The sequence below is a fragment of the Priestia sp. USM5 genome (assembly GCF_058323215.1).
The window spans coordinates 4,283,280-4,298,853 of the sequence record NZ_JBSGKN010000001.1; the positions used below are offsets into that span (position 1 = coordinate 4,283,280).

General features: G+C 38.3%; 14 protein-coding genes. 5 read left to right on the forward strand and 9 right to left on the reverse strand.

Annotated elements, in window-relative coordinates; all coding sequences use genetic code 11:
• Nucleotides 1-254 precede the first annotated feature (254 nt).
• The 3 genes from ACWATA_RS22555 to hmpA form a co-directional block, all read right to left on the reverse strand.
• Nucleotides 255-767, reverse strand: coding sequence for a type 1 glutamine amidotransferase domain-containing protein (locus tag ACWATA_RS22555; RefSeq protein WP_165635417.1), 513 nt, complete (start codon nucleotides 765-767; stop codon nucleotides 255-257).
• A 143-nt stretch (nucleotides 768-910) separates the two neighbouring features.
• On the reverse strand, nucleotides 911-2,200 hold the full coding sequence (locus ACWATA_RS22560) for a lysine N(6)-hydroxylase/L-ornithine N(5)-oxygenase family protein (protein WP_165635418.1): 1,290 nt from the start codon (nucleotides 2,198-2,200) through the stop codon (nucleotides 911-913).
• Between the two features lie 73 nt (nucleotides 2,201-2,273).
• The gene (gene hmpA / locus ACWATA_RS22565; RefSeq protein WP_047751739.1) at nucleotides 2,274-3,455 is read right to left on the reverse strand and encodes an NO-inducible flavohemoprotein; all 1,182 of its coding nucleotides are present in this window, start codon (nucleotides 3,453-3,455) and stop codon (nucleotides 2,274-2,276) included.
• Nucleotides 3,456-3,671: 216 nt separating this feature from the next.
• On the opposite strand from hmpA, the gene ACWATA_RS22570 reads away from it, so the two are divergent.
• A complete protein-coding gene (locus ACWATA_RS22570) occupies nucleotides 3,672-4,121 on the forward strand; it encodes an Rrf2 family transcriptional regulator (protein WP_028410145.1) in 450 nt (149 codons plus the stop codon).
• A gap of 173 nt (nucleotides 4,122-4,294) precedes the next feature.
• Nucleotides 4,295-4,426, forward strand: coding sequence for a YflJ family protein (locus ACWATA_RS22575; protein WP_016762840.1), 132 nt, complete (start codon nucleotides 4,295-4,297; stop codon nucleotides 4,424-4,426).
• 48 nt (nucleotides 4,427-4,474) lie between these two features.
• On the opposite strand, the gene ACWATA_RS22580 is transcribed toward ACWATA_RS22575, so the two are convergent.
• Nucleotides 4,475-5,560, reverse strand: coding sequence for a nitric oxide synthase oxygenase (locus tag ACWATA_RS22580; protein ID WP_165635419.1), 1,086 nt, complete (start codon nucleotides 5,558-5,560; stop codon nucleotides 4,475-4,477).
• Nucleotides 5,561-5,659: 99 nt separating this feature from the next.
• Nucleotides 5,660-6,592, reverse strand: a complete 933-nt coding sequence (locus ACWATA_RS22585) for a D-2-hydroxyacid dehydrogenase (protein ID WP_205663754.1) — start codon at nucleotides 6,590-6,592, stop codon at nucleotides 5,660-5,662.
• A 261-nt stretch (nucleotides 6,593-6,853) separates the two neighbouring features.
• Here ACWATA_RS22585 and ACWATA_RS22590 point away from each other — a divergent pair, with 261 nt between their 5' ends.
• Nucleotides 6,854-8,410 carry an ABC-F family ATP-binding cassette domain-containing protein gene (locus ACWATA_RS22590; RefSeq protein ID WP_028412463.1) on the forward strand — a complete coding sequence of 519 codons (1,557 nt, stop codon included), beginning with the start codon at nucleotides 6,854-6,856 and terminating at the stop codon, nucleotides 8,408-8,410.
• 194 nt (nucleotides 8,411-8,604) lie between these two features.
• Here the strand turns inward: ACWATA_RS22590 and ACWATA_RS22595 are convergent, their stop codons facing one another.
• Both ACWATA_RS22595 and ACWATA_RS22600 read right to left on the reverse strand, forming a co-directional pair.
• Entirely contained in the window at nucleotides 8,605-9,501 is an 897-nt protein-coding gene (locus ACWATA_RS22595; RefSeq protein WP_473050186.1) for an amidase, read from the reverse strand.
• A gap of 160 nt (nucleotides 9,502-9,661) precedes the next feature.
• Nucleotides 9,662-10,999, reverse strand: a complete 1,338-nt coding sequence (locus tag ACWATA_RS22600; protein ID WP_473050187.1) for a DUF8451 domain-containing protein — start codon at nucleotides 10,997-10,999, stop codon at nucleotides 9,662-9,664.
• Nucleotides 11,000-11,346: 347 nt separating this feature from the next.
• Here ACWATA_RS22600 and msrA point away from each other — a divergent pair, with 347 nt between their 5' ends.
• Entirely contained in the window at nucleotides 11,347-11,862 is a 516-nt protein-coding gene (msrA, locus tag ACWATA_RS22605; protein WP_028412466.1) for a peptide-methionine (S)-S-oxide reductase MsrA, read from the forward strand.
• 48 nt (nucleotides 11,863-11,910) lie between these two features.
• Here the strand turns inward: msrA and ACWATA_RS22610 are convergent, their stop codons facing one another.
• Nucleotides 11,911-13,548, reverse strand: a complete 1,638-nt coding sequence (locus ACWATA_RS22610) for a family 14 glycosylhydrolase (RefSeq protein ID WP_033580731.1) — start codon at nucleotides 13,546-13,548, stop codon at nucleotides 11,911-11,913.
• A gap of 104 nt (nucleotides 13,549-13,652) precedes the next feature.
• Nucleotides 13,653-14,807, reverse strand: coding sequence for an endonuclease (locus ACWATA_RS22615; protein WP_165635422.1), 1,155 nt, complete (start codon nucleotides 14,805-14,807; stop codon nucleotides 13,653-13,655).
• A 287-nt stretch (nucleotides 14,808-15,094) separates the two neighbouring features.
• Between ACWATA_RS22615 and ACWATA_RS22620 the strand changes: the two genes are divergently transcribed.
• The gene (locus ACWATA_RS22620) at nucleotides 15,095-15,571 is read left to right on the forward strand and encodes a hypothetical protein (RefSeq protein ID WP_165635423.1); all 477 of its coding nucleotides are present in this window, start codon (nucleotides 15,095-15,097) and stop codon (nucleotides 15,569-15,571) included.
• Nucleotides 15,572-15,574 lie beyond the last annotated feature (3 nt).

Here is a 15,574-nt window from a genome sequence, read left to right on the forward strand (position 1 = left end):
CTATGAAACTCGCAACGTCTTTTAAGCTACCAAAATTATACTCACACTTATGTAAAAAATATTTCGATTATATTACGCGACTTCCAGCTATTGATAGTAAAAGGTTTTCATATACTTTGAAAAACAGCTTCATCCAATGCGGTAATATAACTGTAAATTCCTCGTCAAAAACGTTACATACAAAAAAGGCGACAGCAGAGTGGTAAACCACCCTGTTATCGCCTTTTACAGAAAGTTTTACTAATATTATTTACTTATTTTAAGACGTTTACTGATTCACGTACGAATGCTTCCATATCATCTGGTGTACGGCTTGTAACTAGTTGATTACCGCATACCACAACTTCTTTATCATGGAAGTTTGCGCCTGCATTTTTCAAATCAATAGCAATTGATTTGAAACCAGTTACGTCACGTCCTTTTAATGTTTCAGCATTGATTAGCAGCTGTGGCCCGTGACAAATAGCCATAACCGGTTTGCCTTCATCCATAAATGATTTTGTAAAAGCTACGACTTGATCGTCCGCACGCAAGATATCTGGTGAGAAGCCTCCGGGTAAAAACAATGCGTCAAAATCTTCTGGTTTTACATCGACAATTGCTTTATCAATTGTTAATGTTGTTTCGCCTTGTTTACCTGTTACTTCGCCTGTTTTCACATCGATTTTTGTTAGCGTATGGCCTTCTTCTTCAAAGGCTTTGGCTGGATCTGTATATTCCACATCTTCAAATAAATCTGTTACTAATACTGCAATTTTCTTACTCATTCTAAGCAACTCCTTAATTGATTTGTGTACTAATGTTCTATAAATAAAATACCCGTACACTATTCTTTTAAACATGGTTTATGAGTAAAAAACTTTTCTACAATAATCTAAAAACACAGTGTAGGTTTTTATAAATCAGACATTCAAAACAAATTAAATGTCTGAAACGTCGTCTCTTCTGGAACTGGATACACATCTCTACCTGCAATTACGTTCAGAATACGCTGATTACGCTGAACGGATAAACCAAGATTTGTTGCGCCAGATCCGTGTGAATGTTCAATGTTAGTTAACGTAAAAAAGTGGTGGTTACGGGGGTGTTTAAAGACAAGCCGGTAATCTTTTGTGACGTTGAAACGCTTGTCATCTTCCCATTCGATATCATCTTTTATTCGTTCGATGAACGGCGAAATCTTTGGCTTATAGCCCGTGGATAATATCAAACGATCCGCTTCGTATTGAAAAGAGCGATCAGCCTTTAATTGTTTACACTCCAGCTCATATCCATTTGCTTTTTTATGAATGTCACTTACTTCAGTCGAAGCTTGAATCGTAACGGGTACTCTTCCTTTAAGTGAACGATGATAGAGTAAATCATAGATTTTCGTTAAAGTAGAAGATTCAATTCCGTGACGTAGGGGGTTTAAATCTTCTACCGTGCTTGTACGTTCCTCAAAAGCCAGCGAATGAAAGTAATCTACATAGTCTGGCGAAAATAACTCTTGAGCAAGCTTGGATTGATCAAGCTGAAAAAAATTAGAGGATCTTGTAAACCATGTAAGGTGGTAATGATGTTCAGTCTGTTCTTCTAGTAAATCCAGAAAAATCTCGGCAGCACTTTGCCCTGAACCAACGATCGTTATATGCTTTCCTTTTTGAATCTCTTCTTTTTTATGTAAATAGCCGCTGCTGTGTAAAATATGCTCATTTAGCTTTTCTTCAAAAGCCGGAGGCACAAGTGGAATGCTTCCTGTTCCCATTACAACGTGTTTAGCATTTACCGTTTGAATTCCCTCAGGTGTTTCTACCTTTACTTCATAATACTCTTCTTCATTTTTTGGTATCACGTCCACAACTTTTGAAGAAAAGTGGCAGGAAGATAGCTGCTCCGCTACCCATTTCGCGTACTCGTTGTATTCTTGACGCGGAATGTCAAAACGATTAAAGAAAAAGAACGGATACAAGCGCTTTTGCTTGTGAATATAATTTAGAAAAGAATAGGGGCTTGTTGGATCTGCAAATGTAACTAAGTCTGCTAGAAACGGAATCTGCAAGTCCGTGCCGTCAATTAACATGCCCGGATGCCATTCAAATTTCTCTTCTTTATCAAAGAAGACTGCATCAATTTCATCAAGAGGCTCAGCAAGGGCCGCTAAGCCTAAATTAAAAGGGCCTATTCCTATTCCCACCATGTCATACTGCTTATTTGTCATCTTTAAACTCCCTTTCATAAAAAAAAGCTAACAGTATTGTCTACTGTTAGCTTTTTACCCTTTTTCCATACATTTATGCGGAAGGAGTCATACTCATTTTCGGGCCAAACGATTCATACATGATATTTTCTTGGGAAATGCCCATTTCATCTAGGCCTTCTAACACCATTTGTGTAAATGAAGAAGATCCACAAACATAATAATATGCATGTTTATCGCCGGCATATTTAGCTAGCTCTTTTTTAGTTAAGCGACCATACGTTATGTTTTCATCATGCTGATCTGTTTGCGCTTGACTATAGAAAACGTGCTGTTCAAACGTATATGTCTCTGACAACGATTGAAGCTCTCGTTTCATTGCATGAAACTGCTCATTTTTAGCACTGTGAATAAATGTTACTTCTTGATTGTTTTCCAATGCTTGATGAAGCATTGACATCATTGGAGTAATTCCTACACCTCCGCTGATAAATACTGATTTATTATTTTCTTTTAAGACAAAATCTCCTGCTGGAACGCTGACTTCAAGCAAGTCTCCTTCTTTCAATTGATCATGTAAATACGTTGACACGACCCCGTCTTCCATTTGTTTTTCTTTTTTCACCGTAATTTTATAGTATGGTTGGTTTGGATAGCCAGATAAGCTGTACTGGCGAATGGATAAATATTCTTGACCAGGAATTCGTACACTCACGTACTGACCTGGCAGAAAAGCAGGCAGTGCTTTTTGATCAGGTGATACTAAATAAAACGAGTACACGCCTTCTGCTTCTTTTACTTTTTTATGAACCATTAGTTTTTTATAATCTTTCCATCCTTTTTCTTCAGCTTCTTCATATAACTCTTGCTCCACACTTATGAATACGTCTGCAATGGCACCGTAAGCTTCTTTCCAAGCTTCCATAATCTCATCGGTCGCAGCTTCTTTTAAAACATCTTTAATTGCCTTTAATAAGAACTCGCCGACAATTGGATAGTGCTCTGCTTTCACGCCGATACTGCGATGTTTATGGGCGATTTGCTTCACAACTGGAAGCAGCGTTTCAAGCCGATCGATGTACTGCGCAGCGGCATAAACTGTATTAGCTAACGCCATTTGCTGACGTCCTGTTTTTTGATTTGTTTGGTTGAATACATTTTTTAAAGAAGGATACTGTTCAAAAAGCATTTCATAAAAACGAGTTGTGATTGCTTGCCCATGCTTTTCTAAAACAGGAACTGTACTTTTTACAATAGAAATAGTTGTTTGTTTCATAACTTTCGCCTCCGAAAGATTCATTTTTAAAAGATATATTTTTAATACATCTTTATAATACTCATATCCTACTTAAAAAGATATATTTTATATACACATTTAAAGAAATGTTCACAAATTCACCCTGTCAAAAATGTGAGCATTCTTTCTGTATTTCTTAGATATAGACATGCTATTATAGATATATCAGCTGCTGATAAGAGAAGAGGTAAAAAGATGAGGCTCACACAATATACAGATTACTCACTGCGAGTTTTATTATATTTAGGCGTTCGCGATAATAATAAACTAAGCAATATAAAAGAAATTGCTGAAGCGTATAATATTTCAAAGAACCATCTTATGAAAATCATTCACGAACTTGGAAAACTTGGCTTAATTGAAACGATACGAGGACGAAACGGCGGTATTCGTTTAGCTCAGCTTCCAAAAGACATTAATATTGGCAAAGTGGTACGTCAAACTGAAGAAGATTTTCATATTGTTGAATGTTTTGACCGTGAAGGAAACTTCTGCATTATTAGCCCCGTCTGCAAGTTAAAAAGTGTTTTGCATGAAGCCATGCAAGCCTTCATTAAAGTGTTAGATCAGTATACATTAGAAGATCTAATCCAAAATAAAGACGAATTAAACCTCCTCCTCCTATCTCAAAAAAACGAGGAATGAACAAACTAAAATTCACCTGAAATCATTCTCGTTTTTTTGACCTTTTTCCCTTTCATCATAAAATAAAAGATGTTACAATGAGGCACGTATTGGAAAGACAAGATGTCTCCATTCGAGCAGACAATGAACCTCATTCTGTTCATCCTAAAAAAATGACGAAAGGGTGTTTGAGTATGCACGTAGGAAGCAAAGGTTGGTATGTTGAGGAACTTAAAAAACGAGGAGTTCGCAACCATGAAGGCCGCAAAGTGGAAAAGTACAAAACATATGTACTTGCTAACTTGCTTGATAAACACAAAAATTAATTAACGTGTAATAAGAGAGTACAAATTTGTACTCTCTTTTTTGTTCATTTAATAAGCTGCGTCTTGATAAAAATAATTTGGTGATAATACTTTATTTTTATAAGGCTTATGAAAAATATGTGTGGTAGCTGGTGAAACCGGTGGGATTAACCATGTCCAGTTCCCAGTCACTTCCCGGCCATTTTTTTGTTCTCTTTCTTCAAACAAGTGAAATTGCTGAGCAGCCGTATGATGATCTACAATGCTAACACCTTCTCGTTTGAAAGAAGAAAGCACCGCAACGTTTAATTCAATAAGAGCTTTGTCCTTCCAAAGCGTCGCGTTGTAATCCATGTTCAATCCCATCATAGAAGCTATTTTTGGAAGTTGATTATAGCGATACGTATCCGCCAAATTTCGGGCACCAATTTCAGTCCCCATGTACCATCCATTAAATGGTGCTGCGACGTAATCAATCCCTCCAATTTCTAGCTTCATATCTGAAATCATCGGGACAGCGTACCATTTTAACTGTAAGTCTTCAAATTCAGGAAGTTCCGGATGCGTAATAGCTACTTCTTTCACTAAATGTTTTGGAATCTCAAACCATCGAGGTGACGCTTCATTAACTTGCAGGACCAGAGGAAGAACATCAAAGTGAGTTTTCTCACCTTCCCACCCTAGCTTTTGGCAAACCTCCGTGAACGCAACAGAATCAGGATCTCCTATCACACCATATTCCGTCTCGTACCCAGCATAGCGGATTAGCTGATGATTCCAGATTCTAACCGGTTCTTTTGCTTGCATTTTCGGTTTAAACACCGTAATAGTAGGCCGGATTTTCCCGTCATTTGTTGCATATTCAATATGATGAAACAGAGCGTCTCTTACCTCTTCAACTGTGCTCACCTCTCGCTTATCAAATACATTGAGCGATTGCCAAAATAGTCGTCCGATACATTTATTGCTGTTTCTCCAAGCCATGCGAGCTCCGTGCTCTAACTCTTCAAATGTATGATCATAATGTCCGAGTGACATAATTTGCTGATGAATTTCTTTTAATCGCCTGTTTTTGTCCGCTTCGCTTTTTTCAAGTTCAGCGTAGCACGTCTCTATAAATACACGTGCTTGTTCAAATAATTCTTCTTGCTTCAACGTTTGTTCCCCCCTAGAAGAACAGATTTCATTCTTTTCGTCCAAGAAAAGCAAGTTTCAGTATACCATTCTCATAGCGGAAACGCGCATCATAATGCTTTAATAACCTCTTTCAATATTAACCAAGTTAGAAGGCAATTCGCCTTGCTCAACTTTTTGCAGCGTTTCAACAAAGCACTCTACTGCTTCTTCAGGCGTAGTCACCGCCGAAATATGAGGTGTTACGATGATATGTGAATGATTCCACCAAAAAGATTCTTTCGTTAACGGCTCACGTTCAAATACGTCTATGTATGCTTTTCGAATACGCTTTTGCTCAATAGCCTCTACTAACGCATTTTCATCTACAGTTGCACCTCGTCCAACATTTATAAAGTATGCATTTTCAACTACATTCATCCATTTTGAATCAAAGTAGCTTTTTGTTTCATTCGTTAGCGGCATTGTACTAATAATCCAATCAGCTTCTTTTAGCAAGTCTCTCTCATTTGAAATCGAGACTACTTGATCAAATGACGGCTTTTCATTTCCACTTTTAGATACTCCTATCACTCGTACACCAAAAGATTTTAAAACGGTTGCAAGACGTCCGCCGATTTCACCTGTTCCATAAATGATGACCGTTTGAGCAGAAAGCTGCTGAGGCTCTACCGCTTTCCACTGCTTTTGTTTTTGCTGATGCTGAAACTGTGCGTGGTGCTGAAGTTCAGCTAGCATATAGCTAAGACAATATTCACTGATCCGCTGACCAAATGAACAAACCGTACGTGTTAACATCACGCTCTTTTTCCAATCCCCACTTTCTAAGAACCGATCAACTCCTGCACCGAGAGAATGAATCCATTTGAAGCTATGGTCTTTAAAGTAATTCGTTGGACCGAAGGATAAAAGCGCGTCAGCCCAGTTTAAATCTTCCATTGTAACGTCTTGCTCTTCCATAAATCGAAACGTCTGAGACAGCTGCTTTTGTTTGATTATCTCCTCCAGCTCCTTATGCATTCTTCCTGCCACTAGTATCGTATAAATGTTCATTTCTTTTCCCCCTGCCTTTTTATTCTTCTATATACTCTATTTGAATGATTCGATATAACCGTCCCTTCGTCATGAAGGATTTTCTACATTGATATATATAGTATGAATCAAGTGAAAGGAAGACGCGAGTGAATTTTATATGACTTTCAAGGCTGGAAAACTCATATGGATTTATGTATATAAGTTCGCTATAATCGTTATGAATCAATTTGTTTATAACGAAACGTACGATAGATATTTTAAAAGAAAAGGTGTGTCAGCATGAGTGTATTAAACGTAAAAAATCTAAGCCATGGTTTTGGTGACCGTGCGATTTTTAACGATGTATCATTTCGATTGTTAAAAGGTGAACACGTCGGCTTGATTGGAGCAAACGGCGAAGGTAAATCAACATTTATGAACATCATTACAGGCAAGCTAGAACCGGATGCGGGAAAAGTAGAATGGTCTAAAAAAGTGCGCGTTGGCTATTTAGATCAGCACACGGCATTAGAGCGCGGCCTTTCTATTCGTGATGTACTAAAAAGTGCTTTTCAATATTTATTTGATTTAGAAGCTCAAATGAATGGCCTCTATGAGAAAATGGCGGATGTATCACCAGAAGAACTCGAAAAACTATTAGAAGAAGTCGGTACGCTTCAAGACCTCTTAACAAACAATGACTTTTACGTTATCGATGCAAAAGTCGAAGAAATTGCGCGCGGATTAGGATTAGAAGATATCGGCTTAGATCGTGACGTACAGGATTTAAGTGGCGGACAGCGTACAAAAGTATTGCTAGCCAAACTATTGCTTGAAAAACCAGAAATTCTTTTACTTGATGAGCCTACAAACTACTTGGATGAACAGCATATTGAGTGGCTACGACGCTACTTGCAAGAATATGAAAATGCCTTTATTTTAATTTCTCACGATCTTCCATTTTTAAATAGCGTGATCAATTTAATTTATCATATGGAAAACCAAGAGTTAAATCGCTATGTAGGAGACTACGACGATTTTATGAAAGTATATGAGATGAAAAAACAGCAGCTTGAAGCAGCTTATAAAAAACAACAGCAAGAAATGGCAGATTTAAAAGATTTCGTAGCGAGAAACAAAGCGCGCGTGTCGACACGAAATATGGCCATGTCCCGTCAAAAAAAGCTGGATAAAATGGAAGTAATTGAACTAGCTCAAGAGCGTCCAAAACCAGAGTTTAACTTTAAGAGTGCTCGTACTTCAAGCAAATTAATTTTTGAAACATCTGATTTAGTCATTGGATACGAAGAGCCGCTTTCTAAGCCACTGAATCTAAAAATGGAGCGAGGTCAAAAGATTGCCCTTGTAGGAGCAAATGGAATCGGGAAAACAACTCTTTTAAAAAGTATTCTAGGAGAAATCAAACCGATTTCAGGCTCTGTAGAAAAAGGCGATTACCAGCATATTGGCTATTTCGAACAAGAAGTTAAATCAGCTAACTACAATACGTGTATTGAAGAAGCATGGAACGAGTTTCCTCACTTTACCCAATATGAAATTCGTGCAGCGTTAGCTAAATGCGGCTTAACAACCAAACATATTGAAAGTAAAGTAGAAGTTCTAAGCGGTGGAGAAAAAGCAAAAGTCCGTCTATGTAAGCTGATTAACAATGAAACCAACATTCTTGTACTGGATGAGCCTACAAACCACTTGGATGTAGATGCGAAAGATGAATTAAAACGAGCTTTAAAAGAATACAAAGGAAGTATCTTAATTATTTGTCACGAACCTGAATTTTATCAAGATGTAGTCACAGACGTGTGGAACTGCGAATCTTGGACGACTAAATTATTTTAAAAAAACGGGTTAAAAGAGGCATATCTTTTAGAAAAAGTGGGAATGATAAGATTAAGTTCCCCCCCTTTGTGTGAGTAGCCATTTTTTAAATGGTTACTTTTTTTATGTATAGTCCTTTAATAAAATGGCTATATTGTATCTATACTCCCTAAACCCAAAAAGACCGCTGCAGTGATGCAGCGGTCTTTTCGTTGTCATGGTTTCATCTGTAGCCAGCTATCAAAATGATGAACAGCTATACTGCTTGGAGGGTTTTTAGCTTGACACTTCGTAAGCAACTTACCCAGCTCTTCCATCATCTTTTCTTCTCCTTTAGCAGAAAAAGAAATGTATTCCCCTTCATCTGAAGCCATCGTTTCTACCCCTATTTCAATCGGAGTGGATAGTACACGTCCCCACTTGCGTTCATTTTGCGTTATGTCAGCAATACCGTCTTCTTTATCTGCATGGTTTCGGTACGACATAATTGTGACTTCATCAGCGTACTGAATAATCCAATGCCCCAGCGAACCGGAACCGTTGCTATTTTTGAATGGAACTTCGTCAAACCAAAACGGTATATCTACAGCAAGCGGCAAGTGTAACTGACGAGACTGTACTGCAGCTTGAGAAATAACATATTGATACTGCAGAATACTTTTCGCTCGATTATTTTCCCAACTTTTATACAAATAAGGCTCTACATCCAAATGAATCCCTGAAAATTGCTGTTGATCGTCTGCTTCTGCTTGGTAAGCTGTTATCCAATTAAAAAATGCTGCCTGCTCTTCTATACCAGAAGGCCCTATCCAAGAAGGAGCGCCGTCAAGTGCGTAGACATCTATACCCTGGACTTGCGCTTGTTGGATAAAATGCCTATATACAGAAGGTGAAAGATGAGCATCAATTTGTAAATAAACCTTTGTCACCTTTTTTTCTTGAAGTTTTTCACGGATAGCTTCTTGGTTCAACATCCATTTCTTTGTATCCCACACCCACGTCGACAGCGGTATATTCATCTCTGCATTCACCTTTGATCCACATCCTATTCCTTTCCCCATATTAAACAGCCATACAACCACCAGAAAAATAAGAACGCACTTGCTTTTCACACTCTATTTCCTCCTTTATACGAGCCAGAACTCATATAAAGAGAGTCTGGCAGCTTGGCAACTTTATGGTGAATTTCTCCCTTAGATCTGTAGCTTTCAGCAAACTCTCCCTTATCAATTTTTTCAGCCTAATCTTTATTTGTTCTAGCGGTTGCTTGATTTACTTCCCTGTATCTTTCTTATGGAATAAATATGCCTGCTTTGGATGGTTTGGCTGATTTGGATATTTCAACTGTAATTGTCCTTTTCGTAATAGCTTTGTTAAATAATTATTACGTACTCCATCCGGCGTTCTTTCTAGTAAATAAGCAAACTCTTTAAGCATGAGCGGTTTTTCTTTGCATAATTCAAGAATAATATGCTCCATCTGATTAGGCGAAAGCCGTTTTTTTTCACGAGCCAGCGCTGCAATATCCCATAGCTTCGTATCAATATCCTCACCATTCACTGAATTAGAAGAACCATCTTCCGATTCTTTATTATAGGAGCTTTGATAACTATTATAGGAGTAATCATCTTTATTGTATGATTTAAGTTCACTATTATAGTAGTTTTCTTCTTTATTATAGGAGTTATTTTCGTTATTACATGAGTTTAACTCCTCTAATAAATCTTTATTATAAGAGTCTTTATTTTTATTATAGGAGTTATTTTCGACATTGTTTTCAGGTATGTTTTGATATTTTTCGACACTTTTAAAATTATTTCCCAAATCAGTTACAGACGTATGATAAGTGTCTTTTTCAGAAGAACTAATCTGTCTTTCTTGAGTGGACAGAGATAACGTGACTACCGTACGATGCATAGAAACATCTTGATCAACAGAAGGCTTTTTATAATGATGCAAGCTCCAGTTTTGCTTCACTTTTTTCAAGCCAGAGCCCGAACGTTCACATAGCCCTAGTAAACTGAATAGCTTAACGATATTCGGGTTTCGAAGCTGACTAACGGTTTTACTAAAAACTGAATCTGTAGGTACTAACAAAAGACCTGGATTAGAAAAAACGTAATGAGAAGGTTGCTTTTCTAAAATAACGCCGCCCTCGCCATTATAATCTGCATGAATAAGCATGTTGATTAAAACTTCTGTTAAAGAGGAAGCGATTGACGACTGGGGTTCGCTATTGCGAACAATTTCATGAATATGGAAATAAAAATCAAAAATATTTCCTGACCACGTCCCGTCTTGAGAGGTAAAACGCTCTGTCCATTCTTCATTCCCTTTACTTTCCCGGTATTCTAAAAAGTATTGTGGTAAAACTTCTGTGATAATCCGTTCTTCACTGAATAAAAGCAGGCCTGCGAGCGTAACTCCTTCTTTATGGGTATCTCTTACCTTTCCCCATGCTCCTACTTTGTATAAAAACTCTTTTGTTTCAAGCGCATTCCAAGGATGAGCTGGTTTTACTTCAGCAAATCGATCCCGGTAGCTTTTGATCGTATCAAAATTTAATTCATTTAATCCATAGTGCTCTAGGATGAGATTATCTTGTAACATATTCAACTCTCCTATTATCTTTGTATATTTATTTAACAGCGCGAATATGCTGCTTCTTACCTCTTGTTACTAACGTACTAACTTTATTTATCTAGATGCCGCATAGATCCTGCTTCTGCCGCCTAATCTCTTCTACATCGATATATACACCTCATCTATTCTATCATTTTTTCTTTCTTCTCTCCTGCATTTTTCAATCTTCAACATAGCCGAGTTTATTGTGTAAAAGCTGTGGATATTTATCTTTATCCACAGCTTTTACACAACCTACAAACCCTTTTCTAGCTGTTTCAATATAAATTTGTTATAATACCCTTCATAACAACGGATTAAGTGAGGGATTACGTATGGAAAAAGCTACATTTGCAGGTGGATGTTTCTGGTGTATGGTTACACCATTTGAAGAGCTAGAAGGTATTCACGGCATTGTATCAGGATATATGGGGGGAACTGTGGATAACCCTACCTATGAGCAAGTAAAATCTGGCACAAGCGGTTATTACGAAGTGGTTCAAATCACATTTGACCCTGAAGTGTTTCCGTATAAACGTTTGTTAGATCTTTATTGGCCGCAAATTGATCCAACAGATGATGGAGGTCAATTCCAAGATCGAGGCTCGCAGTATCGAACAGCAATTTTTTACCATAACGATAGCCAAAAGCAGGAAGCTGAAGAGACAAAGCTAGAGGTCGCAAAAAGCGGACGTTTTAAAAAACCAATCGTGACAAGCATCCTTCCTGCCTCTGCGTTTTATGAAGCGGAAGAGTATCACCAAGATTTCCACAAGAAAAATCCAAAGCATTATAAAGAAGACCGCGCTAAGTCTGGTCGAGATGAGTTTATTCAAGCGAACTGGAAATAATTCTTATGTTCGAAACAAAGCCGCATAGCGTTTGCTATGCGGCTTTGTTTACCAATTATCTGTATAAGTTGCTGTTGTTGACGGCACGCTCCAATATTGCTGCGAAGGCTGCCATGCTTTTAACGAGCCATCAGCTCTCTTCACAATTGCTTTAAATTGAACATTTTGACTCGCAGGAAAATAGACGGTGCCTCTCCAATCGGCTGTAGATGAATTATATGTTAATTTAATTGGATAAAGGGACGTATCCCACTGACCTAGCTCAGCTCTGTCTCCAACAATATAAACCGTTTCTCCTACCGCAGTTGGCGCATTTTTCACTACAACCGTTTGCGCAACTGGTGTAACGCCCAGCGTATTTTTAAATTGCCCCATCAGCGTATCATTGTTAATGACATCGTAGAAACGAAGCAAAGTAAATCCTGCAAAATTATAGTTAAAGGCCATTTCAGCTGCTTTTTTATATTGATCTTCACTGCCTATAGTTAGAGCATTTTCCCCGTTTAAAACAATTCCTTTTGCATTCGCAATACCTGCTACTTGGCGTACAAGCGTCTTTGGCATAGAATATTCGGGATAACTTCCGCTGTCCGTCATTTCTAAGCACGTAAACGTTATATCTAATTTAGCTGTTTTAAAAGCGTCTAAAAGCGCATTGTAATCATTATATCCAGCAGGTTTTTCTGCAGCATGAGGAATCGTCGGATTATTATACTGCCAATGAATTCCCGCCACTTTTGCACCGATTGGTACGTTAAAGGTGGCATCAAAAGCCTGATGAGCTAACTGTCCAATACGTTTTGTGTGATCTTCCAAAGCTCCTTGATACCATGCTAAGAAATCTTTTCCATAAGCTGTTGAATAACCATCTTTTAAGAACTGATAGCCATCTGATGGCGGTAAAATTTGCGATGCAGAGGTTAAATTGGTTCCCCATGCCTGATTGACGCCGGCGAGTGAACCGTATTTAGTCAAAGCATATGATTGAAACTTGCTTTTGGCGAAGTTCGTATACACTTGAAATTTTCCTCTAGACGGATAGCCGGTTCCGTCTGCTGCTGTATAGGACGGATAACGAATTTCACCTGCAGGGCCTCCGGATAAATAGATTTTAGCAATCACGTCTTTATAAGGTGCTAACGCTTGCGCAAATGCCGTATAGAGCTCTCCGTATTGCTTAGAAATAACGTCAGTTGCAAGCGGGCTTAGCGTTTCTTTATTTGTCGTACCTGTTTCAGATTTAAAGTAAAGGCTGTCATCACTTTTTAAGTTCCATACCCAAGACGGAAGCGGAACGTTACAATCATCTCCAACATTACCGCCGCACTGATGAGTAGAAATAATAGGAACGATCTTTATACCTGCATTACGAGCAGCTTGAGCAAAGCGCTGAGCATAGGAAAAATCAAACTGCTGATCGCCGTTCTTCTCCATATCTCCCCACCAGAAGTCTACTGTCACCGCATAAAATCCATTTTGTTTCGCTTTGCGTAAATCGTTCTCAAACGCTTCCCATGTTGTATAGTCTGTTACCTTTTTTAAAGGCGCCATTAAGTAGGTTTTGTAACCAGGATTCATTGATTTTCCATCTACGGCAGCCGCTCCATTAAGTGGATTCAAAATGAAAGCGTTAACAAAAATGAGCACCAAAATAAAAGCCAACCCTTTTTTACATAGCTGTTTCATAGCTTCCCTCCATTTTTTCAAAATCACCTATAGGTATTCGGCGGATTTTAGTTTTTTCCTTTTTCTTTTATAAAAAAAGACGCCCCGCCAGGACGCCTCCTACATTAGTTCCAAATCTCATTCACCCATTCAGGATGGTCAATAAACGGATTGCGGTTATGCTGATAGTCTGAATAAATAATATCATTTCTGCGTCGTTCTCGATCATCTACTGGATCTTCGGCGTTCCATTGAAGAAGCACAGATAATTTCCCATGATAAGGAGCAGTGCCATTATTCACTGTGTTATTAAGTTCTAAGTCAGGCTCATCACTTACATCGCCTTCATAGCGTATGGCCATATAAAACAACATACGAGCCACATCACCTTTTACTTCATCTCGAGGTTCCCATGAATCACTGTCAAAATAATTTCCGAGTGCCTCGCTATGTTCCGTCCCTCCGTTATCAAAATCTAAGTTTCCTCTCGTACCATTTACAGACACATCGGTTGGACGTAAATGATGAAGATCTGTTCCAGGACCCATAGCTGTTCCAAAGTCCCCGTGAGACTTTGCCCAGACGTGCTCACGATTCCAATCGTCCACTCCGCCTCCATTTGTACTCTTACTCTGTGAACGCCCCGTATAGAGCAAAATAACGTTATTTGCGTTAGCTGGATCTTCATCCGTTTTCTTTAAAGCTTCCCATACGGCTGAATACGAAAGTTCTGTGTGATGGTCAATAATGTTATGAAGCTCTGTTTTTAAGGTGTTTCCTGTTTTTCCAGCTGCGGTACGATAATAGTCTTCTACTGGAACAGTTGGCTCTGTGGGGTCTGGAGTCGGATCAGTTCCTCCTGTTTCTGTACTGATAGAAGTAACTGATTTTATTCCTGGGTGTGAAAAGTAAGGGGTGAGTGTGCCCGTAACAGTAAGACTTTTCCCTTTTAACTCCGAGCGACTTTGAAGTCCAAATGTACTTCGCAAATTTGAAGGAATTTGAACGTATACCATCTTGTCTGTGTTGGTTTCGTTTGCACTGTCAGCGAGAGCAAGTGCATAATCGTTTGGGTAATTGCTCGTAATAACTGTAGATGTGCCTGTAGGTTGACCTACTACATATCCTTTAACAGCTTGTACACTATTGTTTTGATTTTCAAGAGCTTGTGACACAGATAAAGATGCCGCTGCTTGACTAACAGGAGTTAAGCTCACTACAAGAGCAAAAACAAGCAGGGACATTACCCATGTTTTTTTACACAGAGCATGTAATCTCACTTTTTTATTCCTCCTTATGATAGGTTTAAAAACTCGTTTCCTTCCACCTCTTTATATTATTTTTTCACTGTGAATTCCCTGCCTGTTTTTTGTTAAGTTTTATAGTGAAAAAGATGTGTTCTTCTTTACAGTGGCGGCTGCTTTATGCGAAGGGTTATATTTTTAAAAGTCCACACTGGAAAAAGCATTATGTGTCTTTCTTTATATATGGTATAATCAACCGAATCGTAAAAGAGCTTATACCATTTCAGAAAATGAAATGATTTAAATAGAAATGAGGATTGTCTATGCTTAGTTTTGACGAAAAATTAGCTATTATTTCATCGTTTCCAGAGCTGCATCGAAAAGATGTATCTTTAGGACGCGTGAATTTTCATTATGAAGAAAGCGTGTACGATAAAACGGTTGTTGTGCATCATCTGCATCCTAACGGAAATGGATTTGTATATGCAGGTTTTTTAAAAGGATATGAAACAAATGACAAAGGTCTTGTGAATATCCGTGATTACACTGACGAAGATCTTCGATCAATTATTGAAGCTTCTATTGAATCTTTGTCTACCCTTCCTGATACAGCTAGAGAAGAAGCTATTGTAGGGAATGGAAATGAACAGCGCTGGAACGGCCCAAACAATGCAACGCTTTTACTTGTTCATGAAGATGACCTGTGGAATATTTATTCTGGCTTGAATTTAGAGGCAGCATTTTTATCTTACGAAGAAGCAGAAGATTATTTGTTTGAAGAAGGCTTCCGCCGCCTGTAAATT